The following is a 25735-nucleotide window of genomic DNA, read 5'->3' as shown; positions in this document are numbered from 1 at the left end:
TACCTTGTTCGTGGGCTGAATGGGGTGGCAGGTTCCGCTGGCCCTAGCGCAACGAATTGAGGTCGATCGCCCCCACGCCGCCCCGTTGAATTTGGCGCAAAATAATTCCAAACTGCCACCAAACCGTCAGCGCTCCACCCACCGCCACCGGCACGGAAAGTTTATAGGACAGGTCGATCGGGAACGCGAAGCACTGCAACGTGGCCGCCAAAAAAAAGCCAGCCCCGCCGGCCATCCCCACAAAGGGGAGCCACAACTCAGGCCCTTTCATGGCCGCTGGATCCCGATCGGGTGACTTGAGCCAAACTCGCCCCTGTTCGCGCAAACTTTTCGCAAAGGCCAACCCCGACAGCGCTCCCGCCGCAACCCCGGCCGCCAACAACACGTAGGGCGATCCGCCGCTGGTGTAATCCATTGTTTCTATTAATGACGTTCAAAGCTTATATTCCAAGGCGTTTATTCTATCGTCTCTATTGCCAATGTAGACTAGATGTGAACGATGGGTGTTATCTCCAACCGAACGGGTTCAGGCTCACGGAACCCAACCCAACCAGCATGGCCCCACAGACCACAATTCTCGCAATTCTCAACGTTGCCAGTGGTCGCGGTGGGGGGTAACTTTGTGCTTGTCTGCGTCTAGGAAGTTTTGGCCCCCACCCGATCGCACCGCAGCTACGGTGATTGGCTCCAGGGGGTTAATCAAAAGAAAGTTACCGTTGACTAACAGGGGGGAAACGGGAAATTTTCTAAATTCATCGAAAAATTCATCGAATTCAACAAATTCACCGATCGCCCGTGAGGATTCGTATCTGTGAGTTGCCCAATGAGTCATTCAATGACAACATTGCCTGTCATGACGACCTCCATTATTCCGGTCATTAGCTTGCCCGCCGGGCCCCTGGCCCAGGCCCCAACCACCCCGGCTCCTGCTAATAATTTGTGGCTCATGAGCAGTGGCGCTTTGGCAGTGTTACTGGTCGCTGGTGGTGTTTATTTCAAGCTAGAAACAGACAAGCTCCAAAAGAGAATTCGTGCAGAAGAATTCCGAGTTCGTGAACTCAAAAAACGCCTTGACTTAGCCCTCAAAAGCATTCACAAGATGGAAGCAAATCCCGATCTTGTGAATTCTCGTGAGTTCAACTTGGATTACTTGCGAATGCGGATGCAGGAGGAGATCTTCCACTTCGCGATCGTGAATCAGATCAAGATGAAGATCAAAACCATGGTGTCCGTGGCCCTGCGGCCGACCCAACAACAGGCCGGCACTCAAAACAACGCGCAGACCAACCAAGGCCGCCAAGTGGATCAGCTCTTTGATGTGGAGTATGAAACTTGCACCGATGGCGTGAAGCGGGTGAAGCGGGTGTTGTTTCGAGTGCAGGTGCGCATCACCAAATTGCCCACCCAGCCCACTTCCCGGACGATCGAGGAAATCATCAACTGCCTGGAGCGCTACCTCAGTTTGGCGGATGATGATGACGATCGGTGGCAACCGACGATCCAGGGGCGCATCGTCACCATCAGTTGGGATCAAAAAGCCAAACCCACGCCGCTGTTGGTGTTGGAGCAGTCCGGTGAGGGCATGAATGTCACCCTCAAGACGCGGCGTGCGGCCGGTGCGGCTAAGTAGGCGGGTTGCTGTGTTTTGGTTCTGCACAACCGATGAGAGTCTATGGCGGTTGATTTAGGGGCGGCTGATTTGAGGGCGGCTGATTTGAGGGCGGTTGAATCGGGAGCGGTTTATTTGGGGTTTGATCCAGGCAGCGCCAAATGTGGATTGGCGGTGCTGCGATCGAGTGGCGAGATTTTGGCCCATGAGGTGGTGCGATCGGACGGGGCGATCGAGCAATTGCGCCAATGGCAGCAGCAGTACCAAGCCACGGCCATCATTATGGGTGACCAAACCACTTCCAAGGCCTGGGTCAGCCGTCTGGAACAGGGTTGGCCCGATGCCCCCCCGATCCAACGGGTTGATGAACGCTACAGCACCCTAGCCGCGCGCGATCGCTATTGGGAACTCTATCCGCCTCGGGGTTGGCGAAAGTTGCTGCCTCGGGGCCTGCGCCAGCCGCCCCGCCCGGTGGATGATATTGCGGCGATCGTTTTGGTGGAGCGGTTTTTAGCGAATAGCTCTCCCAAGAACTGAGTTTCGCAGAGAAATTTCACAGAGAAAATTTCGCAGAGAAATTCCGCCGGGTGCATTCAGCCTGCTCAAAGCTCTGGGCTAAATCCCGCGCGGCAGATGTTGGACGGCACGCTTGGCGCGATCGGACACGGGCCAACGCCACACATCTTCAAAGAGCCAAACCAAATTGTGCTGGGTGGTTTCGCTGAGGGCAATGATCCAGTTGTCCACGGCTGCTTGGGTGCTGGTGGCATCGGGGCGATCGCGCACGGCGGCCCACAACCGCTTAGCAAAGGTGGGATCGTTGGGACTGTAGCGATCGCGCACTTCCAGCAACATGGCCGCCCACAATTCCGGCGCACCAATGCAAATTCCCCGCTCAGAACAGAGGGGGTTTTTGGGAGCTTGACCCGATCGCAGGGTGTTGTGCCAATTCAAAGTGCGATCGGCTTGATAGCGCCATAGGAGCGATCGCAAATCCTGACGATAGATTTCAAACGGCGTGCCATACACCGATCCCGGCTCAATTTGCAGCACGTCCAACACTTCCAAACGCATAAAAGCCGCAAACCCGGTGCGTACCGTAACGCTAGCATCGGCTCCCTGATATTCCAGTTTTTTGGCATAGGATTTCAGCCAAAAATTGCGCCCCAATTCATAAATGGGCAGGGTCTCAAACTCGCCGGTTTTCTGATAGTTGCTGTAAAGATCTTGGAAATAAGGAGCTTTTACCTCAATGCCGGTGCTGGAGATGTAGCCACAGCCACCACCACAGGTTTTGGGAACAATGGCCACCGTTCCCAATTGATCGCGAATGGTGGGGCCGTAGGGGGTGGGCTTGCCGGCCACGGCTTCGGCATAGAAATCATAGGCGCGATCGACCAGTTCAATCAGGGGTTGCAATCGTTCCGGCTCCCAAGTTCCCTCCGGCAACAGCCACACCAAATTGCGGCCACGATAGGGATATAACTGCAACTCGGTTCGATCGAACGCTACGTAGGGAATGGGAGCCGGCCGGGCCGGTTGGGATGGCTCGATCGCCCCGGCTGCCCCGGCCGCCAACCACAGCAACCCCGCCCCCAGACAACCCAACCAAACCCGCCGGACTGATCCCCGCCGAGGACTAAGCCCGCCGAATCCAGCCATTGAGCGTGAACCGGCCATGGTCAAATTGGCGCGACGGACAAACAACGGGCAGCACTTCATGTTTACAGCGACTATCAAAAAAGACAATCCGATTATTCAGCGGTTCAATGGTCTCGAAGCGATCGGACGCGGTTACCATGGGCCCGCTGATATCCGTTTCATACATTCGCAATTCGCCACCCGAAAACCGCTTCGGTTCCTGATAGAAATAGTAAACATAGGTCAGGACGCGCGTGGCCGTTTCCGGACTGCCTGAATCGTTGTGAATTTTATAAAAACAGCCATCATTGTGAGCCGTTAGCTGCATCTCCACTTGTCCCGGCTCAAAGCCAGGCATTCCCAATTGCTGCACAACCGTTGGCAATAGGCCAATTAACCGTTGGCGCAAGAGTTCGTAGAGATCTGGATAGAGCGTGGCATACAAAATACTGGAGCGACGGTAATCGCTGGCGTTGGTTGTGGTTTTGGAACCAACGAATTGATCGGCCTTATTCAAGGCCGTGCTGAGGGCAAATTGATGCTCTTCATGACTTAGAAAGTTGTCAATTTCTAAAACCGTTGGCTCCAAAACTTGGTCATTGCGAGCCGCTGAAGGAGCAGTCGCAACGGGGTAGGCCAGGGACTGATGTTGGGTGGTGGCGGTGCTGTTTGAATGGGGGCGATCGGGGCCGATGGCGGGCTGGCCCTTGGCAGCGGATCGCAATCTTGCGTCCAGTGGCGATGCTGACCACGATTCCGGGCCCGGGTTCGTCAGGCGTTGGGTCAGTTGCGGCAATTCCCAACCATCGGTGTTGAGACCTTCGATCGGGTCGGTTCCATGGGCCAATTCCAAAACACGCAGGGCCACCAAGGTTCGATCGCGCAATGACAGTTCAGGAGAGTCCAGCGCTTCATTGAGGGTGCTCACTGCTCGATCGAGCAGGCCCTGCATTTCGTCTGATTGAGTCACCGTTTATGGGGGGCGTTAGGTTGCCAGAGGTTTATCCAGGAATCAACCATCGGCGTTGATTCCTGTGGATTCCTTCCGTCTTATCAGATCGATCGGGAATCTGAGAACTGATTGCGGCGGCCATCTTGATTCCCTGGAGGAAAAGCCATGGCGATCGGTCTTGCCCAGATTTCTAACCAGATTTCTAGCCAGATTTCTAGCCAGATTTCTGGCCAGATTTCTGGCCATGCTCCTAAGTGGAAGGAAGGGCCCGCAATCGTTCATCTAAATAACTACGATCGGCCACACTGTGGAACAGGGGCCCCCGATCGCTCATTTCCACCACATTCAACCCCGCCACCGGCAACGAGAAGCGATCACGATAGCGACCCACATCAATGCCCATCAGCACACAAAGCAAAATCCGAATCGTTGCCTTATGGGACACCAACAGCACTGAACCCGTGGGGTGACGACGCTCAATTTCGTCCAAAACCAATGAAGCTCGGCGGGCAATGTCCACACCCCGCTCGCCTCCCGTGGGCGCATTCCAAGCCGGATCCGTCAGCCACCGCACATAGTCATCGTGATAGATTCGATCGACCTCGCGGGGGTGCAACCCTTCCCACTTCCCGTAGGCAATTTCCCTTAGCCCATCTCGCAACTGCATATTCAGCCCCGTCATTTCGCACAGAGGCGTTGCAGTCTGGATCGCGCGGCGCAGCGGACTGGTGTAGATGGCTGTCCACTCAAGGGAGGCATAGGCGATCGCGAACTTCTCAGCCATTTCATGCCCCTCGGGCGTGAGGCCGGGATCATTTTCAGGCGTGCCGCAATAACCACCGGATGCACTGTAGGCCGTCTGAGCATGACGCAAGAAGAAGAGCTTAAGAGCCATGGTGGAGTTCGATCGACATGGAGCTTCAATGGTTCAATCCTAGATTCAATCCTAGGACTGAAAAGGAGTAGTGGAAAAATTAGACGGTCTCCATGAAGGTACTTTTCAGACATCTGCTCGGAGCAGTTCAATCCGGAGATAAGCTAAATCCGGCAATTTAGGGCCAATCAACAGCGCTATGGCTAACGATCGAATCTTGAAGTCTGGCCCAGGATGGCGATTGGGCTGGCAGCCTTCGGCCACGAAATTTTCGGGATTGGTGGGCAGTGATGATTGGGCTGTGGAGCTGACGGAGCCGGAGTTAACCGACTTTTGCCGACTGCTCGATCGCCTGGTGGATTCAGTGCGGGCGATCGCCGATGAGTTGATGCCCGAGGAAAAAATTGCTTGCGAGGTGGAGAGCGATCGGCTCTGGCTGGGGGCCGAGGGCTATGCAGATGCCTTTGGGGTACGGTTTGTGTTGCTGTCGGGGCGGGGTGCTGAAGGGGGATGGCCGCCGGAAGCGGTGGATGGGTTGGTGCAGGCGGCCCGCACGATCGGGCTGTTTTAGCGCCCTTTCTCAAGGCTATCTCTCAACGCCATCTCTCAACGCGATTCCCAAACATCGTGCCTCACCAGAACGCCACGACGCTGAACGATGACTCAATAGACCTCTTGCACGAATCAGCTCGTTGCCCTCATCCCCCAACCCCTTCTCCCAAGGTGGGCGAAGGGGAGCCAGAACTGCTGGGTTACGGCGATCTCGTGGCGGGTGATCAAGTCCCTCTCCCGACTTGGGAGAGGGATTTAGGGTGAGGGTCTTGATTAATGCAAGAGGTCTAATGTTCAGCGTCGATCGCGCCCTTGGGTGGCGGGAGTTGAGATTGAAGGCGCAACAGTTCGATCGGCATTCCATCCGGATCTGCGATGAATGCCACCTCATAGACCCGATCGCCAATCATTTGCTGGCAAGGGGCCAACAACAGGGGCAGGGGCTGCGGAGCCAAGCGATCGCCCATCAGACGCAACCAATCCGGCAGCGTTTCTGGGCGATCGGGCGATTGGGCCAAATCTAGCGACAAATGGTAGTAGCCCACATAATGCTCATTGCCAAAGGGATCGGGCGGCGATTGGGGTTCCGGCACTTGCAGCAGCTCAATCCGTCCCCCCCAACCTTCCATCCAACAGGCCAGGGTCATGCCCGCCGTGAACCGTTCGGCCATCCCAAACCCGATCGCCTCATAAAACGCGATCGCCCGGTGAATATCCGCCGTTTTTAAGGAAACATGGTGCATTGCGCCGCTACCGCCCCCCCCTTGGGCTACTCAAACAGCCGGAAATAGGGATAGCGCACCGGCACACCGGGTTCCTTGTCCAACACAAAATTAATCACATCCCAACAGGGATCCGCCGCTTCCGTGGCGCTGAACTCCACCGGCAAGCCATAAAGCCGCGGCCGACCGTCGGAACTGGGATTGCGCGGGTTTGCCCGATCGAGATAGGACGCAATGAGGGTTTGGTAACGATGGGCAACGGTTACCTTTGTGGCCCGGAAGCCTTGGGTATAGAGCCGATCGAGCGCTTCATGAATTTCAAAGCGAATGCCGTCGGGGTGCGTATGCTGGCGATACCATTCACCTTCCCACTGCCGCCAATGGCGACTGGATTGCAAATGCACCAGTTCTTTGGTGTTGGGGTCGGCTTCAAAGGCCCCATGCCGGGGACAAAGGTACGTGTCCGTAAGGGTCAGGGCCGGGATCGGCTGCCGACAATGGGGACACAAAATTTCTGGGCCAAAGATGGGATATTGCAACGTCGGATTCAGCATGGGTTCGATCGAAACCTCGTGCAGGACGGCGGTGGGAGCGGGGGTTCGATCGCGGGCCGTCGCCTCGCTACCCTATTATAGCGATGGCATTTTGGCGGTCTGGGCAAAACCAACGCTTCTTGAAATATTTGTCACGTTTATGTCACGTCTAGAGGCAACAGGGGCGATCGCCCATCCCATTTTGGGCACACCGGACATCGCGGCTGCGGCCTTTGTCGCTCCCAACGCCACCATTATCGGCCGGGTCACCCTGGCCGCCGGGGCCAACATTTGGTATGGCGCGGTGCTGCGGGGGGATGTGGAGCGAATTGACATTGGCGAAAACACCAATGTCCAAGATGGCGCAGTGATCCATGGCGACCCGGGCCAGCCCACAATTCTTGAGGCCGATGTGACCGTGGGCCACCGGGCCATCATCCACTCCGCCCACATTGAACGGGGCTGCACGATCGGGATGGGAGCCATCATTCTCAACGGTGTGCGCGTGGGTGCGGGTAGCATCGTAGGGGCTGGGGCCGTGGTGACCAAAGAGGTACCACCCCGATCGCTCGTGGTGGGAATTCCGGGCAAGGTCGTCCGATCGCTCAGCGGTCAGGAAGTGGCGGAACAAATTGAACATGCGGCCCGCTACGTGAAGTTGGCCCTGGTGCATGGCGGCCAGGGCACGGATCTGGGTTTTCACGGGGCGCACTAGGTAACTCGGCCTACCCCAATGCCCGCCAGTGACCCAGTTCCCAGGATTCCGATCGACTGGTCGCGTTCGGGAGGCCCCAAATGCCCGACAATGGCATTTAATTAAATTGGCTCGCCTGTTTTTAGAACTGTTACGGGAGATCAAGATATGGATTGGCGCGTTTTGGTTGTGGTGTCTCCGCTGCTGCTGGCTGCTGGCTGGGCTGTTTTCAACATTGGTAAGGCAGCTCTCGAGCAATTGCGTCGTCAGCTAGACAGCTAGGTTCGTAGTAAACTCTGGCGGTTTTGTCGCGATCGCCCACAATCGATACCCAATCGCAGAATAGTAGGGGCGCTTTGATGGCGCTCCTACTTGTTTTTGGGCATTTTTGGCCCCCCGCAAGGCGCAATAGGCTAAGGAGCAACACCATGACCCCGGCGATTGAACCATCCAACCCAGAGCCGCTAGATTCAGCAAATTGGGTCAGTGCAGCTCACCCGGCAACCCAGGATCATCAGGGCAATCACGCCAATCACGCTCACCAGGCCAATCAGGATCATCAGACCCATCAAGTAGATCAGGTAGACCAACTAGACCAGCAATTAGCCAGTTTTCAACCCTTCGGCGTGCAGTTGGGTTTAGAGCGGATGCTAGGGGTGCTGGCGGCTTTGGGGAATCCTCAGCAACAGTTGCCGATCGTCCATGTGGCGGGAACCAATGGCAAAGGTTCCGTTTGTGCTTACCTGTCCAGCATTCTGACGGCAGCGGGCTATCGCACCGGGCGCTACACTTCACCGCACCTGGTGGATTGGACGGAGCGAATCACGGTGGATCAAGTCCCGATCGAACCGCAAGTTCTGGCTGAGTTGCTGCATGAGGGGGAACAGGCGATCGCCCAAACCGGCATTTCCCTGACCCAATTTGAGCTGGTGACCGTGGCCGCTTGGCTGTATTTTGCGCGCCAGCGGGTGGATTTGGCGGTGATGGAAGTGGGGCTAGGGGGGCGGTTGGACGCGACCAATGTGGTGGATGGGCCGATCGCCTGTGCCATCACCTCGATCGGACGGGATCATTGGCAGGTTTTGGGCGACAGCTTGGGACAAATTGCCGGAGAAAAAGCCGGCATCCTAAAGCCGGGGCGGCCGCTGGTGGTGGCTCCCCTGCCGCCCGAGGCCCGGGCCGTGGTGGCCGATCGCGCGGCCCAACTGGCCTGCTCGATCGATTGGGTGGAGCCGGCTGAGCCGATCGCCCCGCCGGCCGAATCTTGGCCCCACTTACCTTGGATGCGATCGGGCAATTTAACCTATCCGCTGCCCCTGGCCGGAACTGTCCAGCGCACCAATGCGGCCGTCGCGATCGGGCTGGTGCAACAGTTGCGAGCGGCCGGTTGGGCCATTTCCAACCCAGCCATTCAAACCGGCATGGCCAACGCCCGCTGGCCGGGTCGGTTGCAGTGGACAACCCATCAAGGGCGATCGCTGCTGGTGGATGGGGCCCACAACCATGACTCGGCCCAAGTGCTGCGGGACTATGTGGATCAGCAAAATTTGGGGCCCGTGACCTGGGTGATGGGTATGTTGAGCACCAAGGATGCGGCCGCCGTGTTGCGAATCCTGCTGCGATCGGGCGATCGGCTCTACACCGTGCCTGTTCCAGATCCCCAGTCGATCGCCCCCGAAGCATTGGTGCATCTGGTTCCCGAGGCGATCGTCCTGGCAGAGGGTCGCCCCTTCACGGATCTGTTGCCAGCTTTGGAGGTGGCCCTGACGGGCGATCGGCCCGTGGTGCTCTGTGGTTCCCTGTATCTTTTGGGGCAATTCTTCCGGATCAGCACCCCCACCATTTCCCCAGCCCTAGCAGCCAAAAGCTGACAAATCCATTGGTTTTGGATTAGAAACAAAGGGAGCCTGATCCGCAAAATCACGGAGTTCAGGGGAACCCTCTTTTCGGTTTCCTAGCTCTCCAGTAGCAGGCAGGTATGGGTGGGTCAGGCTGAATGCAAGGGCTTTCGACCATGGGCCAAACTGTGGATTGAAAATCGATCGGGGCGGAAGCGGGGCGATTCATCTCGAAACGGCGGCCAGTCCGGTCTTGTCAGCCTAGGTTGCGGATGAAGCGGACTTCGCCGTGATGAAGCAGGAAGCCTCCCGATTGCAGCCTTCGCGAGCGAATGGTGGCAATTGCTAGTGAAGTAGTGACGGATTTTGGAGGTTTCTCAATGAAAATTGTTCAGGCTCCCAGCCAACCCGTGCGCCCGCTCCAGCGGTTTGTGGTGGCTGGTGTGGCAACGCCCGATGATGCGGGCAAACCGTTGGTCGTCAGTCTGAATAATGACTTCAAGATAACAGGGCCGATCGTGGCCAAGGACGGCACTTGGCGCTTAGACCTGGTGTTTCCCAAGCCCGGCAACCATCACCTGAGTGTGAATTTGGGCGATCGGCGGGCGGACTGGTCATTTCAGGTGATTGGGGAAAATGGCGAAACGGCCCCACCGGGCCCGATCGTCCCGGAAGCCAGCCCCGTCAGCGGCCGCCGTCCCCTCCCTCGGGCGAAGGCCTCGGAAGGTGCGCCCACCCTGCGGCAGTTGGTGGAAGAAGCCTTTCGCAACAACCACTCCGATGTGCATTTGGCCGTGGGCCGAGAACCGCGCTTCCGCAGCCGGGGGCAAATGCAGCCCACCACCTACCCCACCACGGACGACAACACCTTCATGGCTTGGATGCAAGAGGTGTTGAGCGATTTGGAAATTCAGCATTTTCAAGAAAACTTAGACTTTGACGGGGCGGCCCAATATCCCTTTGCACGGGTACGGATCAATTTGTTTGAAACCCTGAATGGGCCGGCGATGGTGTTGCGCTTGATTCCGATGGAAATCAAGACCTTTGAGCAGCTTTGTTTACCGGCGGCCTTTGCCAATGTTTGTCATGCCCACAAGGGGTTGATTTTGGTGACGGGGCCCACCGGCTCCGGGAAGTCCACCACCTTGGCGGCCATGATTGACTACATCAACCGCAACATGACCCGGCACATCATCACGATCGAAGACCCGATCGAGTTTGTCCACCAAAGCCGCCGGTCGGTGATCAATCAGCGGGAGGTGGGGATTCACTCCCTACGGTTTGACAATGCGTTGCGGGCTTCCTTGCGGGAAGATCCAGACGTGATTCTGATTGGGGAAATGCGCGATCGGGAAACGGTGGAAACCGCCCTGAAGGCCGCCCAAACCGGTCACTTGGTATTCGGAACGCTGCACACCAACGGGGCCGTCAAGACGATCGAGCGGATTTTGGCGCTCTATTCACCGGAAGATCGCGAGGCCGTGCGAACCCAAATTGCGGAAGCGATGGTGGCTTGCATTTCCCAAGCCCTAGTGCCCACCACCGACGGCAAACGGGCCCCAGTCTTTGAGGTGCTGATCAACACGGATGCCATTCGGGATTACATCAAGAAAGGGCAGATTGACGAGGTGGAGGACATCATTCCCCGATCGGAATACGAGGGCATGTGTACGATGAACCAAATTCTCTACAAGCTCTATTTGGAAGGACGCATCAACGAGGAGATTGCTCTCGCCAATTCGCCCCGCGAGAACGAAATGGCGATTATGTTGCGAGGTGGCTCTCTTTACAGCTCTGCGGTCTAGGTCGGGGCGCAAGGCCCTAGGCCCGAAAGCTGCTGTTTGACTGTCGATTAACCCATTGCGGCGGTGTGTCCCACCTGATCGATCGGGCAGGTATCGATCGGGCAGGATCGATCAGGATGAATCGGGCAGGATCGATCGGGCAGGGGCCTATTCGCCCGTGGCGTAGCGAACCAGGTTCAGCAACTGTTGCCGGAGGGTTTCGAGTCCCAAGCGATCGCCTGCGGAAATAAACACCCCGTGGGGACATTCCGCCTTGGCCTGTTCGATCGCCTCGGAGCTGGCCGCGTCGATTTTGTTGAAAACCAGCAGCTCCGGCCCCGGAACGATCGGCATTTCACCCAAAATTTCATGCACCGCCGCAATATGTCGGGGCCAGGAAGGATGGGATAAATCCACCAAGTGCAACAGGGCCTCTGCTTCCGTCACCTCCTCCAGGGTGGCGCGAAAGGCATCCATCAAGGGCGGCGGCAGCTCTTGAATAAACCCCACCGTATCCGTCAGCAGGATCGATCGCCCCTCGGTGGGTTCCGCAAATTCGGGGCTGTCTGGAAATTCCGATTCAGCGATCGGGGCGATCGGGGCGGGCGCAGTCAGGGTCAGGCGGCGAGTGGTTGGATCCAACGTGGCAAACAGTTGATCGGCCGCGTAGACTTCCGCATCGGTCAGCACGTTCAACAGGGTTGATTTTCCAGCGTTGGTATAGCCCACGATCGCCACGGTCGGCACATCGTGGTGTTGGCGACGTTGGCGCAGGCGGTTGCGGTGGGCCTGGAGTTCGTTCACCTCCCGTTGCAAGCGGGCAATGCGCCGCTGAATCACCCGGCGTTCGGTTTCCAATTTGGTTTCACCGGGCCCCCGGGTTCCAATGCCGCCGCCCAACCGAGACATGGCTTGGCCACGGCCCGTCAGTCGCGGCATGAGATATTCCAACTGGGCCAGTTCCACTTGCAGCTTGCCCGCGCCCGATCGGGCCCGTTGCGCAAAGATATCGAGAATCACCTCGGTGCGATCGACCACGCGCGTGCCGATGAATTTTTCCAAGTTACGGATTTGGGCCGGGGACAAGTCCCGATCGAACGCCACCAGGTTGGCCCCCAAGCTCTGGGCCTGGAGGGCAATTTCTTCCACCTTCCCTTCACCCACCACGGTTTGGGGATGGGGGCGCGATCGCTTTTGGCGCACCACACCGACCACGGAACCGCCGGCCGTGTCCACCAGCCGATCGAGTTCTGCCAACCCGTCTTCAAAGGCCCTGGGATCCCGATCGCTCGTTTGCACCCCCACCAACAACACCCGATCGCCCGCTTGATCAATCTCTAAGCCGGACACTTCTCGGGCAAACTCGGCCTCCAGCCCCGTCACAAAGTCCAGAAAGTCCTGTTCCGCCAAATCCTCGATCGGGACAGGGGGTAACACCGTGGTGCTTTGGGTGACGCTTTCGGCCGTCGATTCCGTCCCTCGCACCACCAGACCCGGCAGATTGGACGGCGGCAACAGATGGGCCACCCGCGCCGATTTCACATAGCCCCCCACACCGCCACCACGCCGCGCAAAACCACTGCCCGTGAGTGGCAACCAAACCAACGCATCCAACCGTTGCAGGGCCAAAGCCGTCAAGGCTCCGGTTCCCGGCTGTTCTGACTCGGGCGCAGTGGCCATGCAACGAATTCCGCACAGACGCTCGGCCCCATAGCGCGGCAATTCCAAGGGCGGGATTTGGGTTTGGCGCGGTGTGCCCACGCCGACTCGAATCACCTGGCCCCGCCGGTTAAAGTAAACGCAAAGGGGTTTTTCCAGTTCGGTGCTGATGGCGGCCAAGCGCTGGGCAAATTCCGGCGTGGTGAAGCGATCGCCGGGCACGCGCTGATGATAAAGCCGCTTCAGTTGTTTGAGTTGGTTGGTTTTGAGACCTTTCAGATCTCCATGAATGGTTTCGATAAGCCACCTCAGAATGCGACAAAAAAATGGAAAAGAATAGAACGGCAAAATGAACCAGATCCCCAAACGGCGATCGCCGCACATCTCCCACCTGGGAGGGGCGATCAGGCGGTGGAGAATGGTTCAATTTTAGGCGGGCCGGGCCGGCTAAGGCGAGGGTGATCCCTGATCCGTAGGCGGTTCAACGGCTCAACCATGCTCAAACCATCTCGTTAGCCGATCTCGTTAACCTACAGCGTTAACCTGTGGCGTTAACCGGTTGATTAGCCCATTCCAGCACCATGCCACTTCCCGATCGCCCCGTTGCTGATCCCCCCGCCTCTGGTCTGCCCACGACTCACCTGATCGTGCTAATTGGGCCGCCGGGCTGTGGCAAGTCCACCCTGGCCCGCCAGTGGCAAGCCGCCGCTCCCGATCGACATTGGATTTCCACCGATGCCATCCGGGCTGAACTCTTTGGTGATGCGGCTGTTCAGGGCGACTGGTCAGCCATTTGGCAGGTGGTGTGCGATCGACTGCAAACCGCGATCGTCAACGCAGCCGATGCCGTTTACGATGCCACCAACGCCGACCCGCGCCAACGACAGCGAATCTTAGAAACCGCAAGGGAATTGGGTTTTCACCAGATCATCGGCTGGTGGGTGCAAACCCCGTTGGAGCAATGCCTGGCCTGGAATGCCCAGCGCGATCGGCAGGTTCCCGCCCATGTCATTGAACGGATGGCCCAACAATTGGATCGATCGCCCCCAGAACTGGCAGAAGGCTTTGATCAACTGGAAATTATTGGAACCTTTTAGTTTCAGCTTCCCTCTGGTCTGGATCTACCGGCCAAGAAACAGTCTTCAGGTTGCGCAAATTGATAGGAACGAGCCACACCTGCTTCTATCCAGTCAATTCCTTCAATCCGTACATACCAGCCTCTCAAATCAATAGGTTTGATTTCCAGGGCGATCGGTTGATCGTTGCGGTTGAAAAGCCCTTGAGCACCCATTCCCAGTGAACGATCATTCAGTGATCGTCCCGCTCGGTTCAAAATACTATTCTGTGTTCGCACAACATAGCGTACATTAACATCTGTTACTGGCTTTCCTGTTCGATTTTGAACTGATCCCATCAAATGAATCACCGTTTTCGTGAGACCTGACGGTTGTTCTGAGCTACTTTCCTGTTCAAACCAGCATTGCAACAGCTCCACATTGCCGCCGCCATTGGCACTAGTGGCCGCCGGAGGTGGCCCCATCGGCGCAGATGCCGGAGCGCTGTTTGGGGCCGTTGGATTGTTGCCCGGCCGACCACACCAAGCACTGAGATCCCGGCGGTTGCCAGCCGCATCGGTGAAGTAGCACAGGGGGTCTGTGTCCTGGCCCTGGGCTGATTTTCCGAAGCTCACCGTAAGCAACAATGCCGTTACCATCAGGGTTGAAAGCTGAACTCGGGGAACCATGGCAGCTTGGAACTCAAAAGATTACATAAAGTGATTTGTTTAATAATATCTGGGTTTTCGCAGGAAAGGGAATTCGCCAATAATTAGAAAATCAAGGTTTGGGGGCGGGTGTTGCGCCCCCGTTGTTTGGATGGATTGTTTGGATGGGCGTTAATCAGATGGACATTTAGCCGAAAACGCGGTGCTCCAGGCAGGGCATTTGGCGACGGACTTGGGCCAGTCGATCGGGGTTGATTTCCGCGATCGCGAGGCCCACCGGATCCCCCGCGTCGGCCAAGATTGTGCCCCAAGGATCAATAATCACCGCGTGGCCATGGGACTGGCGGCGGCCGTAGTGGAGACCCGTTTGGGCCGGGGCGATCGCGTAACAGGTGTTCTCGATCGCCCGGGCTTGCAGCAACACTTGCCAATGATCCTTGCCCGTGTAGGCCGTGAAGGCTGCGGGCACAAACAACACATCTGCGCCCTGTTTGGACAGATGGCGATATAGCTCTGGAAACCGCACGTCATAACAGACCGAGAGACCCAAATTGCCCAAATTGTCCGATCGATAGAGGGGCGGCAAGTGGGAACCGGCCAACACCGTTTGCGATTCGCGGTAGGTGTTGCCATCGGGCAAATCCACATCGAACAAATGCACCTTTTCGTATCGCACCACGGAGCCATCGGGATCCACCAGCAGCGCCGTGTTGGCCACCTGGTTGTCCGGCACTGGCACGGGAAATCCACCCCCCAAAATGGTGACCTGATATTTCTGGGCCATGGTTTTCAGGAATTTTTCGCTGGCGGCGGCGATCTCGCTGGCCTGGGCGAGTTTTGCGTTTTCTTCGCCCAAAAAGGAGAAGTTTTCCGGCAGGCCAATCAGTTCTGCCCCCCGGTTCACGGCCAGATCAATTAAGTCTTCGGCTTGGGCCAGGTTGTGGGCCAGATCGGGCTGGCTGTTCATTTGGACTGCCGCCGCCAGGTAGGACTTCATAGGTTCAGATCGGTTTAACAACAGGAATTAGGGGCAGATGGCCCGCATTAGATTATCCGTAAATTCTTCCCATTCGTTGCGTTCAGTTACACCCAAGTCATTAACCATGCCAAGTCTGAATGGCAGATTGAGCCGCAGGGAAGACGGATGGAAGGCGCACGGAAGGCGCATGAATTGTTTAAGAAATTCCGGCCGATCGCCCCTTGGCCCGATTCATGATAGGTTTATGGCTCTTTGCTGGACACTAGATGTCAGCGAGCAGACCCTTCATGCTGCATTTCGCTGCTGGAGTTGTGTTGATGATTGGAGCGCGATCGACCAGACCAGCATGGAATCAGGGTCTTGAGGAATCTGATGACGGGCCGATCGGCCCAGTCCAACCTACTGACGGGGCCAACGCAATGGCGTGAGGGTGACCCAACTGCCCGATCGCTGCCCTGGGTTTCGGGGCTGTTGCGTTGATTTTGACCGGGTTTTTGTGCGCTGGGTCGGGTTCGATCCGTTCAATCGAACAAAGACGGCTAGAATAACTTCGCTGCACTGGTTGCCGGTTGTGGCGATCGCTGCCATCCCAGCAGTCAATGCTATGCAGTCAACCTATGCAGTCAACCTATGCAGTCAACCAGTGCAATCGAATGGTTGCCATCGAACTGAAGTCGCGGGGCAATACACCGTTGGGGGTGTTGGGCACGGGTGGAATCGCTACCGGTGACCTGCGATGGGGGTTCGATCGAGATTCGTCCAGAGGATGTCCACCGTGGAAAAATCGCTCGATGCGTTCTGGGGTCAGGTTTTGGATCAGCTCCAAAACCAACTGAGTCGGCCAACGTTTGAAACTTGGATCAAAACGGCCATCGCAGAGCGCTTAGACGATCAGGCTTTGGTGGTGCGGACTCCCACGCCCTTTGCTCGCAATTGGCTGCAAAAGTATTACCTAAAAGCTATTTCCCAGGCGGCCCGCGAAGTGTTGGGCCATGAGGTGGAAATTCAGATCGTGGCGGCCCGGGGTGATGAAAGCGTTGGCGGGGCGATCGACCCGGAAGCCTTTTTGCCGCCACCGGAGCCGATCGCCGATCCCCCCAGCGCCCCACCGATCGCCAGCCCTGCCCCCAGCGATCGGGGCCGCACCGCCACGGAACTGAACCCGAAATATACCTTTTCGCGCTTTGTGGTGGGGGCTAACAACCGCATGGCCCACGCGGCTTCCCTGGCGGTGGCCGAGTCGCCAGGTCGGGAATTTAACCCCCTGTTTTTGTGTGGGGGAGTGGGACTGGGCAAAACCCATCTAATGCAGGCGATCGGTCATTACCGTCTGGAAACGGATCCGAATGCCAGAATTTATTACGTTTCCACCGAGCAATTCACCAATGATTTGATCGCCGCCATTCGCAAGGACGGAATGCAGCGGTTTCGGGAGTTTTACCGCGCCGTTGATGTGCTGATTGTGGATGACATTCAATTTATTGAAGGTAAAGAATATACCCAAGAAGAGTTTTTCTATACCTTCAATACGTTGCATGAAGCGGGTAAGCAAGTGGTGTTGGCGAGCGATCGCCCGCCCAGTCAAATTCCTCGGTTGCAAGAGCGGCTGTCGTCCCGGTTTTCCATGGGCTTAATTGCCGATATTCAACCGCCGGACTTTGAAACCCGGATGGCCATTTTGCAGAAAAAAGCCGAGTATGAAAATATTCGAATGACCCGCGATGTTATTGAATATATTGCCGCTAGCTATACTTCCAATATTCGGGAATTGGAAGGGGCCCTAATTCGCGCGGTGGCCTATATTTCGATCTCGGGATTGCCGATGACGGTGCAGAATATTGCACCGGTTTTGAACCCGCCCGTGGAAACGGTGGAAGCTTCGCCCGAGTCAGTGATTCAAATTGTGGCGGATGCGTTCAATATCTTGATCGAGGATTTGAAGGGCAATTCTCGCCGCCGAGAAATTAGCCAAGCCCGTCAAATTGGGATGTATTTGATGCGGCAACATACGGATTTGAGTTTGCCCCGAATTGGGGAAGAATTTGGCGGCAAAGATCACACCACGGTGATGTATAGCTGCGACAAAGTGGCGCAATTAAAGGATGCGGATCCGGAGTTTGCCCAAAATTTGCGCCAACTGAGCGATCGAATTAATTTGGCGGCTCAACCTCCGGCTCCACCAACGGCGAGTTAAGGGCATTCAGTTAAGAGTATTTCCGATTGCGGTAGGATAATTCCACTCTGTTTCATGACCATCAGCAGCCTTTTAGCAGTCCTATGAGCGAAATCAACAGTCAAGTTCAGCGGGTTTCGGGTACTGGTTTGCCGTTACGCGGTGATGACATTGACACCGATCGCATCATTCCGGCTCGCTTTCTGCGCTGTGTCACCTTTGATGGGTTGGGTGAACATGCCTTTGCGGACGATCGCACCCAACTGAACGGCGAACATCCTTTTGATCAGGCTCAATACCAAGGGGCCAAGCTGTTGGTGGTGAATCGTAACTTTGGTTGTGGTTCCAGCCGCGAACATGCGCCCCAGGCGATCGCCCGTTGGGGCATTGGGGCGATTGTGGGCGAAAGTTTTGCGGAAATCTTCTTTAGCAATTGCGTGGCGATCGGAATTCCCTGCGTCACGGCTAGCCATGAGGATGTGTTGGCGCTGCAAGGGGCCATTGAAGCCAACCCCAGCGCCTCGGTGTCTTTGGATTTGGTGAATCTGACCGCTGCGATCGGGGACTTAACCATCACCGTCACCATGAAGGAAGGGCCGCGCCAGGCCTTCCTCAGCGGCATGTGGGATAGCTGCGGTCAATTGGTCAGTCAAGGAGAGGCCGTGCAGGCCACTGCTGGCCGTTTGCCTTACCTGGCTTGGGCCTAGGGCCTGTCGTCTTGCCCCCCACGATCTCGCCACGGTGGAATCCGGGTTGCAGACGAACGGGAAAGCCCCGATTTCCTAATTGCCAACCCCAAGCTCGCTGGCATCGATCACCGGGCGCATGGGCCCCAACTGGTCTTGGCCGGTGACCGATAGATCGCTGTGGCACAGATAAAGCCGATCGCGGCAACGCCCCAACAGGTCATGCACCACCCGATCGAACCGATCGAGGTCTGCTTGTTCCTCGTCGTCTGGGGTGCGGCGGCGACCGTTCCAATCTTGCAGAAACAGGGGTGAGCCGAACAACACCGCTGCGCCCCCCCGGGGCCAAAGGGGCGAAGAGGCATCTAGCCAAAAGTGCCAGCGGTGGGAAAGGCGAGCGGTGCGGTACTGGAAAATATTGGCGAGGGTGATGCCGCTGGGGGCCGGGTTCAGCACTTGGCTGGGGAAGGGGTTGGCGGCGATCGTGCCGCGTCGTAACAGAGCAATGAATTTGTGGATGGTTTCCGTTTCCGGTGCTTGGGGATCAATGCGGTGGCTGATGTCCCAATAGCGATGGGCGGCTTCTAGGAGTTCGCGCAGGGCGGCCAATTCGGCGGGATCCAAGCGTCCCCCATGCCACAAAAACTGCTGAACGGCGCGATCGAGCACAATCAGGGGGCTGCGAACCAGTCGCTGGCGGAGTTGTTGCTGTTGCTCGCTAATCCACGATCGCAGCTTTTGATAGGCCATGGTGGCTCGGTAGCCCAACCGATCCCAACGGGCAAAGACTTCTACGGGCAACAGTTCCGGCCGCTGTCGATCGGGACGGAAGCAGTGATCGGCAATCAGGCCGGCACGCACGGGATCGATCGCCCGGCGCAGGCCCGTGGGGCTGGTTTCCGCCAAGTCCGGCAGCGCCAAATCCAACTCCGCTTCTGTCCCGATCGACCCGGCCCCGGTGGCCGCCGGTTCCGGGGTGGCCAACCAAGGATCCGGTTCCGTACTCAGCCCCACCAACATTTCCGCCACATCTTCCCGATTTAGCCAGTCGCCCAAACCCGAATAAACCAACGTCCACAGGGTCAGGAGCGATCGCACCGTGGGCGAACTAATCAAAGGGCGCTGGTTGCCCAACAGGGTTACGGGTAACCCCCGATCGCGCAGGATGGAGGCCAGGGTGTAGCCCGCGATCGAGTCCAAACCGGGACTAATTACCGCAATGTCCTGGGGTTGGAGGGCTTCCGTTTGGACGGCTTGCACAATGGTTTCGGCCGTTTCCCGCAGCAGTTGGGCCCGAGCAATGGTGGTCAGCACTTGCACCGTGGGGGGCCAGGCCTCGGCCCAGGGGGCGATCGCAAAGGGTTCCCGCGCCACCGTGGTTAGTAACGGAGCCACCCGTTGCACCAAATCGTGATTCGCGCGTCCCAAATCCAAATGATCGGTGCAGCGATCGGCTAAGGGCTGCAAGGCCGCGGGATCCGCACCCAACCCCAAGCGGCTGGCCCCATCCCGATTGTGGGTGTAGCCGGCCCAGGCCCCGCCTTCTTGCAACAGGGTCAGCAGCCGCCCTGCCAGGGCCGGAAAATCATCGGTGTCATCGGCCAACACCACTTGATAGCGTCGTTGCAGTCGATCGAGATAGCGCGGATCCGACAGCAAAAAGTGGCCATAGAGCCAACTCACCAGCCCGTAGGTGAGCAGACCGCGCCGCAAGCACCAGTCTCGCCACTCCACAATCAGAGCGCCCGCCCGATCGACCCAATCTCCCGGCAGTTCCACCCCCGCCGCTGTCCCCAGCCCTTGCACCAGCCGATCGGGAATTTCCGCCAAATCCGTGCCGCTGTTGGCTGCTAACTGCAACAGATCCAACAGCCGCCGCACAGCCCGCTCTCGCAATGGCTGGGCGATCGGTGCATCAGGGTTTTCAGCCAGCGCCGGGCCCCACAACTGCCCCGCCAGTTCCTGTTCATTTTCCGGGCGCAACAGCAGCGGAAATTGCGGCACAAACCCCGCCCGCTCCGCCAGCAACGGATAGAACAGCATCACCTCCTGCTCAAAAAACCCCAAGGGGGTGGTGCAGTCGATGGCTGGCCAACCCACCGCCGCCAATCGCTCCATCAGGGCCCAACGGGTTTCGCTGCTGGCCGCCAGGGCCAACACCCGACTTCCCGGGGGCAACTGATCCCGCAAACCCTGGAACCAATCCACCAGGGTTTGGGTTTTGCCGCTGAGGGCCCCGCCTGTAATCCAAATTGATCGGGCGATCGCAGCCGGGCGATCGGGCGCAAACGTGGCGGAGGCCGGGAAATGGTTAGCCACAAGCACGGAAAAATGATGGTTTTGCTATGATACCGATCGCCCAGTGATTCCAAACGATCACCCCAATACCCAAGCCTCAAGTCCCGCCCCAGGGTTGCCCTTTGGGTCTCGTTGGGCAACTGCGGTTGTGGGGTTAAATAACGGCTCGGAATTCCCTGAATTTTCCTCAGGGAAAGATGTCAACCTGTCAGCCCGATCGCTGGCCACAGCATTTCAACCGCCTTTGAACAATATGAAGAATCGGTGGCTTCCGGGTTTGCGATCGCTCTGGGCGAATGCGGGGAGTTGGTATGAGTCCACCCCAGAACGGGCGCTCAACCAGGCCTATGAAGCGGCCCTCGCCATTCGGGCCCTGGAAGATCGTTACTTCGAGGGCAATCCAATCGACCTTGACAGCACCCGCTACGGTGACAGCACCTGCGATTACTTTCGCACCGAGCTGCAAAAACAACTGAAAATGATCGATGTGCGGTTGTGGGAATTCAACAGCAGCAACGCTTTTTTGGATTTTGGCACCAAAATGATCGGGATTCCCGGCCGCAAAACCGAAGCGGGCCTGAGCAATCCCAACGCCCTGATCGCCACCAGCACCGACGCAAGCGGCCGGCGATTCTCGGAGCCGGGCGATCGCTCCTTCATCGTGCTCAAAAAACTGGAGCTAATTGACAATACCTTGGATCGCTATGTCCACGGTCGATCGGTCGATCGGCTGGAACTTAACAGCGACAACCTGCCCGCCACCCCGGAGGAATCGCCGCCCGTCACCGCCAACACCACCACCGCCGCCCTAGACCAGTCCCGATCGTGGCAGGCCGCCGCCAACGCCGCCAAAATTCGCCCCAAGCGGCCCTCCAGTTGGCGAACCGGGGCCCTGAACGTGGCCACGCGCAACATTTCCGGCGGAATGCGCAAACCCTCCGCCACCGGCAGCACCGGCCTCATTCCCCGATCACTCCTCACCACCTTCGATCGTGTGCGGCGCGACCTGGACGATCGTTCCGAAGAAGAAGTGCTGCAAAACTATCGCACCTCCAAAGTTCGGACGATCGTTTCGCTCAAATTCATCTTGCTGCTGATTTTGGTTCCTTTGTTGGTGCAGCAGATGTCCAAAAACTTCCTGGTGGGGCCGATCGTCGATCGGGTCTATCACCCCAGCATCAACAACGTCTTCCTCAACATGGACATGCAAGAAGAAGCCATGGTTGAGCTAGAGCGCTATGAAAACTTCCTGCACTTCCAGTCCCTCTTGGGCAAAACGCCCAAACTCACCCCCGAAGAAATTGAGGAAAAAGTTCAAGAAAAAGCCGCAGAAATTGCCAATGAATCCTGGGTTCGCAGCGCCGATGCCCTCAAAAATGTCTTTTCCGATTTCCTGTCCCTGGCCGGGTTTGGGCTAGTGATTGCCTATAGTCGCGAAGAAATTGCCGTCCTCAAGTCCTTCATTGATGAGATTATGTATGGTCTGAGCGACAGCGCTAAGGCCTTCGTGATCATTCTTTCAACCGATATCTTTGTGGGATATCACTCGGCCCACGGCTGGGAAGTGGTGGTCAGCGGCATTTCTCGACACCTGGGGCTACCGGAAAATAAAGACTTCATGTTTTTGTTTATTGCGACCTTTCCGGTGATTTTGGATGCCGTGATTAAGTATTGGATTTTCCGATATCTCAATCGCATTTCACCTTCCGCCGTTGCCACTTACAAAGACATGAACGAGTAGCCCGTTTCCAGTTCTTCTCCACCCTTGCCCGCCCATGATTACTCCAACCATTCAGTGGTATCCCGGTCACATTGCCAAAGCCGAAAAAGCCCTTTTGGAGCAACTCAAATTGGTGGATGTGGTTTTTGAGGTGCGGGATGCGCGGATTCCCCTGGCCACCCATCACCCAAAGTTGCAAAGTTGGCTGGAGCGCCCCGGCACCAAAACCGGCCGCGTGTTGGTGCTGAATCGGGTGGACTCCATCCCGGGGCCCGTTCGCCAAAATTGGGAACAGTGGATGCGATCGCAAGGGGAAACACCCTATTTCACCGATGCGCGCCAGGGTCAGGGGGTCAAGTCGATCGCCCATGCGGCCCAGGATGTGGCGGCTTGGGTGAATGAGCGGCGGCTGCAACGGGGAATGCGGCCGCGGCCGGTGCGGGCTGCGGTGATTGGGTTTCCGAATGTGGGCAAGTCGGCGCTGATTAATCGGTTGGTGAAGCGGCGCGTGGTCGAAAGTGCGGCCAAACCGGGGGTAACGCGCCAATTGCGGTGGGTGCGAATTTCTTCAGAATTGGAATTACTGGATGCGCCGGGCATTTTGCCCGCCAATTTGGTGGATCAGTCGGCGGCCGTGAAGTTAGCCATTTGTGACGACATTGGCCAAGCGGCCTACGACAACCAAAAGGTAGCGGCGGCTTTGGTGGATTTGCTGTGCGGGTTGAATTTGGATCCGCAACCGACGCTCGAAACCTCGGCGAATATTTCACCAAAAACTTCACCAAAAACTTCGCCAGAAACTTCACTAGAAACTTCACTAGAAACTTTGCCAGAATCCCTAACAGAAACCTCCACAGCAACTCCAACGGCAACGGCCCGATCGACGGGCGATCGGGCACTGGAAAAACGCTATGGCTTGGCTCCGGGACTCCTGAACGGCGAGGACTATGTGCCCGCGTTGGCGGAATTTCGTTATCAGGGCGATCGGGAACGAGCCGCCCGTACCCTGTTGCAAGACTTTCGGAAGGGCGCGTTGGGTAATTTGCCCCTGGAACTACCGCCCAGTTAGCAATCCAAATTAATTCAAGTTAATTCAAATCAAGCCAATTCAAATTACTTCAGCCCTATTCGATCCTGCTCGATCCTATTGGCTCCTATTGGCTCCTGATGATTTGTCTTTTCATTCTCTGCCCATCGTTCCCTTAGCTCCATGCAAATTGTTCACCACACCCTGAAACGAAACACCGATTCAGGGATTGAAATCTATGATTTAACCCCCGAAATTCGCGAGAAAGTTGCCGAATTTTGTCACCAAACCGGTGCTCAAAATGGTCAAATTTTGGTCTCTTCTTTGCACACCACCACGGCCTTGGCGGTGAATGAATATGAAGTGCGCTTGTTGCAGGATCTAAAGGTTTGGCTAAAAACTTTGGCTCCACCCATGGGTTCCTATCGCCACAACGATCTGCATTTGCGAGATGTGCCGGAAGATGAACCGATCAATGCCCATTCCCATCTGATGGCGATCGCCCTGAGTAACTCGCAGGTGATTCCTCTAGTGAACGGGGCACTGGGTTTGGGGCAATGGCAATCGGTGCTGCTGTTTGAGTTAGACGGCCCCCGATCGCGCTCCGTGTCTCTGCAAATTTGGGGTGTTTAAGGGGTGCTTAAACGGCTGACTAACCCATTCTGACTTGGGAAATTGCCCCCGTTGAACTATTAGCCACAGGCTTTACCTTTGAAGCGTTGCTTGCCGTTGTGGATACGACCATTTTTGACCGTGTAGCCGGATTGGCATTGAGGATAAGCAGACATGAACTGGAGCTATGAATGATGACTTCTAAGCTTGCATCATTACTTCACAGGCACTACCCTTTGTTTGCCAAGTTTAGGGTAAATGGAACGATTGATTTGCTACGTAATTGGCGCTTAGCATTACCAACTTGAAGCTCTCAGCTGATTCACCGTTGCGCTTTGACCGGTTTTCAGCCACCACAGCACCTGCACTTTACGCCGCTGGCTGGCTTTCTGTTGGCGCTCCATCAAGGCTTTGAGTTCCGCCGCTGATTCCTGGATTTCGAGTTTGAGGATGCCTGATATACTTGCAGGGATAGGGAATAAGAGTGTGGCCTCTATTCTGTCTCAAAATTTTGGGAAATTAGTATAAGCTGGCAACCGCTTCAGCTCATCGGTCAAACTAGGGAAGCCGCTCCCCAGTCGATCGATCGCTGTCGATTTTGCGCCAATGCTGCCGGATCTCACGCCGCTTCGTTCTCGACTCTCAACCCTTGTGCGCCGAATTCGCCGATGGGCGCTGCTGTTGCTGGTGACCATCGGGGCGATCGGCCTGGTCAACGCCCCCCTGTGGGCCCGCAGTCCTCTGCTCCTGCGCTGGACAGAACTCGGGGCCGATCGGTTCTCGGGCATCAGTGGCCTGGCCTGGCAGGGATCCGATGGCGATCAAGAGTTCTTTTTGGCGGTTCACGACACCAAGGGCGATCGGGCCCGCACGGCGCTTTATCGGCTCAGTCAGGTGCAATGGGCCGATCGACCGCCCCGGGGCCGATCGGCCCTCGCTTGGCCCCCCGATGCCGAACTGCCGATCGACCTCGAAGCCATCAGCGCCATTCCCGGAACCGGGGACTATCTGGCCGTGACCAGTCGCGGACGAGCCTATCGGTTGTCGGCGTTGGAGAATGGTTCCTCGATCACCGATGTTTTCCTGAATCCAGACCCCCGATCGCTGGCCGGTGAACTGACCGTTCGGGCGGTTTTTAACTTGCCCCCCACCCCGGAACCCGATCGCGACATCGAAACTCTGCGGATTGTGCGCTGGGGCGATCGCCTGGCGATCCTGTTTGCCGATCGCGGTGGCCAGGGCCGCCCCGCCACCCTCCATTGGGGTTGGTTTGACCCGGCCAGCAACGCGATCGCGCTACAAGGCAGCACCCCCGTGACCGGCCCCTTGGATTTGGCCACCCAGCGATCGCTCTCGGATTTGGTGTATTTGACCGATGGTCGCCTGTTGGGTCTGGCCACCATTGATGGCGGCGATCAGGGCCCTTTTCAGTCGGCCCTATATTGGGTGGGGTCGCTGACTTGGGTTGAGGGTCAATGGGTTTGGCAGCCGGTCGATCGCCCGCAAAATCTGATCCAAGCGGGCAACCATAAAATTGAAGCGATCGCCCTGGCTCCGGAGCCGAACGCTACGCGCCTGTTGTTGGCCACCGATGACGAGGATTTAGGCATGGCGATCGCGTTCATTTCCCTGCAATCTTTAGGATCCCCGTAGTTCTCA

General features: G+C 57.1%; 25 protein-coding genes. 14 read left to right on the top strand and 11 right to left on the bottom strand.

Going from position 1 to position 25735, the window contains the following annotated elements; genetic code table 11:
• Positions 1-43: 43 nt before the first annotated feature.
• On the bottom strand, positions 44-415 hold the full coding sequence (locus H6G53_RS14585; RefSeq protein WP_099533239.1) for a hypothetical protein: 372 nt from the start codon (positions 413-415) through the stop codon (positions 44-46).
• Positions 416-853: 438 nt separating this feature from the next.
• Here H6G53_RS14585 and H6G53_RS14580 point away from each other — a divergent pair, with 438 nt between their 5' ends.
• Positions 854-1630, top strand: coding sequence for a hypothetical protein (locus tag H6G53_RS14580; RefSeq protein WP_190534131.1), 777 nt, complete (start codon positions 854-856; stop codon positions 1628-1630).
• Positions 1631-1672: 42 nt separating this feature from the next.
• The gene (ruvX, locus tag H6G53_RS14575) at positions 1673-2146 is read left to right on the top strand and encodes a Holliday junction resolvase RuvX (RefSeq protein WP_099533241.1); all 474 of its coding nucleotides are present in this window, start codon (positions 1673-1675) and stop codon (positions 2144-2146) included.
• A 78-nt stretch (positions 2147-2224) separates the two neighbouring features.
• Here the strand turns inward: ruvX and H6G53_RS14570 are convergent, their stop codons facing one another.
• The 3 genes from H6G53_RS14570 to H6G53_RS14560 all read right to left on the bottom strand — a co-directional run bounded on the left by H6G53_RS14570 (position 2225) and on the right by H6G53_RS14560 (position 5097).
• Positions 2225-3271: a hypothetical protein gene (locus H6G53_RS14570; RefSeq protein WP_099533242.1), complete on the bottom strand. Its 1047-nt coding sequence runs from the start codon at positions 3269-3271 to the stop codon at positions 2225-2227.
• Positions 3249-4220 (bottom strand): 2OG-Fe(II) oxygenase, encoded by a 972-nt coding sequence (locus tag H6G53_RS19330; protein ID WP_199309265.1) that lies wholly within the window; start codon positions 4218-4220, stop codon positions 3249-3251. Before H6G53_RS19330 ends, H6G53_RS14570 begins: the two co-directional genes overlap by 23 nt.
• A gap of 232 nt (positions 4221-4452) precedes the next feature.
• Positions 4453-5097 (bottom strand): histidine phosphatase family protein, encoded by a 645-nt coding sequence (locus H6G53_RS14560; protein WP_099533244.1) that lies wholly within the window; start codon positions 5095-5097, stop codon positions 4453-4455.
• A gap of 178 nt (positions 5098-5275) precedes the next feature.
• Between H6G53_RS14560 and H6G53_RS14555 the strand changes: the two genes are divergently transcribed.
• Complete coding sequence (locus tag H6G53_RS14555) at positions 5276-5647, top strand: DUF1818 family protein (protein ID WP_099533245.1); 372 nt, start codon at positions 5276-5278, stop codon at positions 5645-5647.
• Positions 5648-5915: 268 nt separating this feature from the next.
• Here H6G53_RS14555 and H6G53_RS14550 read toward each other — a convergent pair whose 3' ends face one another.
• Positions 5916-6371: a VOC family protein gene (locus H6G53_RS14550; protein ID WP_099533246.1), complete on the bottom strand. Its 456-nt coding sequence runs from the start codon at positions 6369-6371 to the stop codon at positions 5916-5918.
• Between the two features lie 26 nt (positions 6372-6397).
• Positions 6398-6904 carry a TIGR02652 family protein gene (locus H6G53_RS14545; RefSeq protein ID WP_099533247.1) on the bottom strand — a complete coding sequence of 169 codons (507 nt, stop codon included), beginning with the start codon at positions 6902-6904 and terminating at the stop codon, positions 6398-6400.
• Between the two features lie 139 nt (positions 6905-7043).
• Here H6G53_RS14545 and H6G53_RS14540 point away from each other — a divergent pair, with 139 nt between their 5' ends.
• The 4 genes from H6G53_RS14540 to H6G53_RS14525 all read left to right on the top strand — a co-directional run bounded on the left by H6G53_RS14540 (position 7044) and on the right by H6G53_RS14525 (position 11220).
• On the top strand, positions 7044-7598 hold the full coding sequence (locus H6G53_RS14540; protein ID WP_190534128.1) for a gamma carbonic anhydrase family protein: 555 nt from the start codon (positions 7044-7046) through the stop codon (positions 7596-7598).
• Between the two features lie 147 nt (positions 7599-7745).
• A complete protein-coding gene (locus H6G53_RS14535) occupies positions 7746-7859 on the top strand; it encodes a photosystem II protein Y (protein ID WP_099533248.1) in 114 nt (37 codons plus the stop codon).
• A 365-nt stretch (positions 7860-8224) separates the two neighbouring features.
• Positions 8225-9448, top strand: coding sequence for a folylpolyglutamate synthase/dihydrofolate synthase family protein (locus H6G53_RS14530; protein ID WP_190534230.1), 1224 nt, complete (start codon positions 8225-8227; stop codon positions 9446-9448).
• A gap of 347 nt (positions 9449-9795) precedes the next feature.
• Positions 9796-11220, top strand: coding sequence for a type IV pilus twitching motility protein PilT (locus H6G53_RS14525; protein WP_190534125.1), 1425 nt, complete (start codon positions 9796-9798; stop codon positions 11218-11220).
• Between the two features lie 147 nt (positions 11221-11367).
• On the opposite strand, the gene hflX is transcribed toward H6G53_RS14525, so the two are convergent.
• Positions 11368-13242 (bottom strand): GTPase HflX, encoded by a 1875-nt coding sequence (gene hflX, locus H6G53_RS14520; protein ID WP_099533250.1) that lies wholly within the window; start codon positions 13240-13242, stop codon positions 11368-11370.
• Positions 13243-13439: 197 nt separating this feature from the next.
• Between hflX and H6G53_RS14515 the strand changes: the two genes are divergently transcribed.
• Positions 13440-13955 (top strand): AAA family ATPase, encoded by a 516-nt coding sequence (locus tag H6G53_RS14515; RefSeq protein WP_190534122.1) that lies wholly within the window; start codon positions 13440-13442, stop codon positions 13953-13955.
• A 2-nt stretch (positions 13956-13957) separates the two neighbouring features.
• Here the strand turns inward: H6G53_RS14515 and H6G53_RS14510 are convergent, their stop codons facing one another.
• The 3 genes from H6G53_RS14510 to H6G53_RS14505 form a co-directional block, all read right to left on the bottom strand.
• The gene (locus H6G53_RS14510; protein ID WP_190534120.1) at positions 13958-14398 is read right to left on the bottom strand and encodes a hypothetical protein; all 441 of its coding nucleotides are present in this window, start codon (positions 14396-14398) and stop codon (positions 13958-13960) included.
• A complete protein-coding gene (locus tag H6G53_RS19010) occupies positions 14373-14504 on the bottom strand; it encodes a hypothetical protein (RefSeq protein WP_255512376.1) in 132 nt (43 codons plus the stop codon). Before H6G53_RS19010 ends, H6G53_RS14510 begins: the two co-directional genes overlap by 26 nt.
• A gap of 264 nt (positions 14505-14768) precedes the next feature.
• Positions 14769-15578: a carbon-nitrogen hydrolase family protein gene (locus H6G53_RS14505; RefSeq protein WP_099533253.1), complete on the bottom strand. Its 810-nt coding sequence runs from the start codon at positions 15576-15578 to the stop codon at positions 14769-14771.
• A 757-nt stretch (positions 15579-16335) separates the two neighbouring features.
• On the opposite strand from H6G53_RS14505, the gene dnaA reads away from it, so the two are divergent.
• A complete protein-coding gene (gene dnaA, locus H6G53_RS14500; RefSeq protein WP_190354999.1) occupies positions 16336-17754 on the top strand; it encodes a chromosomal replication initiator protein DnaA in 1419 nt (472 codons plus the stop codon).
• 92 nt (positions 17755-17846) lie between these two features.
• Positions 17847-18440 (top strand): 3-isopropylmalate dehydratase small subunit, encoded by a 594-nt coding sequence (leuD, locus tag H6G53_RS14495; protein ID WP_099533286.1) that lies wholly within the window; start codon positions 17847-17849, stop codon positions 18438-18440.
• Between the two features lie 75 nt (positions 18441-18515).
• Here the strand turns inward: leuD and H6G53_RS14490 are convergent, their stop codons facing one another.
• The gene (locus tag H6G53_RS14490; protein WP_199309264.1) at positions 18516-20738 is read right to left on the bottom strand and encodes a recombinase family protein; all 2223 of its coding nucleotides are present in this window, start codon (positions 20736-20738) and stop codon (positions 18516-18518) included.
• A 232-nt stretch (positions 20739-20970) separates the two neighbouring features.
• On the opposite strand from H6G53_RS14490, the gene H6G53_RS14485 reads away from it, so the two are divergent.
• The 4 genes from H6G53_RS14485 (at position 20971) to H6G53_RS14470 (ending at position 25729) form a co-directional block, all read left to right on the top strand.
• Positions 20971-22458 (top strand): proton extrusion protein PcxA, encoded by a 1488-nt coding sequence (locus tag H6G53_RS14485; protein WP_190534115.1) that lies wholly within the window; start codon positions 20971-20973, stop codon positions 22456-22458.
• Between the two features lie 34 nt (positions 22459-22492).
• Positions 22493-23506 (top strand): ribosome biogenesis GTPase YlqF, encoded by a 1014-nt coding sequence (gene ylqF / locus H6G53_RS14480; protein ID WP_190534112.1) that lies wholly within the window; start codon positions 22493-22495, stop codon positions 23504-23506.
• Between the two features lie 141 nt (positions 23507-23647).
• The gene (locus tag H6G53_RS14475; protein ID WP_190534109.1) at positions 23648-24097 is read left to right on the top strand and encodes a secondary thiamine-phosphate synthase enzyme YjbQ; all 450 of its coding nucleotides are present in this window, start codon (positions 23648-23650) and stop codon (positions 24095-24097) included.
• A gap of 630 nt (positions 24098-24727) precedes the next feature.
• Positions 24728-25729, top strand: a complete 1002-nt coding sequence (locus tag H6G53_RS14470) for a hypothetical protein (RefSeq protein WP_190534106.1) — start codon at positions 24728-24730, stop codon at positions 25727-25729.
• The last annotated feature ends 6 nt before the right edge of the window (positions 25730-25735 follow it).

This window comes from Limnothrix sp. FACHB-406 (assembly GCF_014698235.1).
Lineage (GTDB): Bacteria > Cyanobacteriota > Cyanobacteriia > CACIAM-69d > CACIAM-69d > CACIAM-69d.
The sequence above is the reverse complement of the archived record's forward strand: the minus strand, read 5'-3'. Positions and strand labels throughout refer to the sequence as shown.

Coding starts and splice junctions, on each gene's coding strand:
- H6G53_RS14585 (WP_099533239.1), bottom strand. CDS start 415: ATGGATTACACCAGCGGCGGATCGCCCTACGTGTTGTTGGCGGCCGGG.
- H6G53_RS14580 (WP_190534131.1), top strand. CDS start 854: ATGACGACCTCCATTATTCCGGTCATTAGCTTGCCCGCCGGGCCCCTG.
- ruvX (WP_099533241.1), top strand. CDS start 1,673: ATGGCGGTTGATTTAGGGGCGGCTGATTTGAGGGCGGCTGATTTGAGG.
- H6G53_RS14570 (WP_099533242.1), bottom strand. CDS start 3,271: ATGGCTGGATTCGGCGGGCTTAGTCCTCGGCGGGGATCAGTCCGGCGG.
- H6G53_RS14560 (WP_099533244.1), bottom strand. CDS start 5,097: ATGGCTCTTAAGCTCTTCTTCTTGCGTCATGCTCAGACGGCCTACAGT.
- H6G53_RS14555 (WP_099533245.1), top strand. CDS start 5,276: ATGGCTAACGATCGAATCTTGAAGTCTGGCCCAGGATGGCGATTGGGC.
- H6G53_RS14550 (WP_099533246.1), bottom strand. CDS start 6,371: ATGCACCATGTTTCCTTAAAAACGGCGGATATTCACCGGGCGATCGCG.
- H6G53_RS14545 (WP_099533247.1), bottom strand. CDS start 6,904: ATGCTGAATCCGACGTTGCAATATCCCATCTTTGGCCCAGAAATTTTG.
- H6G53_RS14540 (WP_190534128.1), top strand. CDS start 7,044: ATGTCACGTCTAGAGGCAACAGGGGCGATCGCCCATCCCATTTTGGGC.
- H6G53_RS14535 (WP_099533248.1), top strand. CDS start 7,746: ATGGATTGGCGCGTTTTGGTTGTGGTGTCTCCGCTGCTGCTGGCTGCT.
- H6G53_RS14530 (WP_190534230.1), top strand. CDS start 8,225: ATGCTAGGGGTGCTGGCGGCTTTGGGGAATCCTCAGCAACAGTTGCCG.
- H6G53_RS14525 (WP_190534125.1), top strand. CDS start 9,796: ATGAAAATTGTTCAGGCTCCCAGCCAACCCGTGCGCCCGCTCCAGCGG.
- hflX (WP_099533250.1), bottom strand. CDS start 13,242: ATGTGCGGCGATCGCCGTTTGGGGATCTGGTTCATTTTGCCGTTCTAT.
- H6G53_RS14515 (WP_190534122.1), top strand. CDS start 13,440: ATGCCACTTCCCGATCGCCCCGTTGCTGATCCCCCCGCCTCTGGTCTG.
- H6G53_RS14510 (WP_190534120.1), bottom strand. CDS start 14,398: ATGGGGCCACCTCCGGCGGCCACTAGTGCCAATGGCGGCGGCAATGTG.
- H6G53_RS14505 (WP_099533253.1), bottom strand. CDS start 15,578: ATGAAGTCCTACCTGGCGGCGGCAGTCCAAATGAACAGCCAGCCCGAT.
- H6G53_RS14485 (WP_190534115.1), top strand. CDS start 20,971: ATGAAGAATCGGTGGCTTCCGGGTTTGCGATCGCTCTGGGCGAATGCG.
- ylqF (WP_190534112.1), top strand. CDS start 22,493: ATGATTACTCCAACCATTCAGTGGTATCCCGGTCACATTGCCAAAGCC.
- H6G53_RS14475 (WP_190534109.1), top strand. CDS start 23,648: ATGCAAATTGTTCACCACACCCTGAAACGAAACACCGATTCAGGGATT.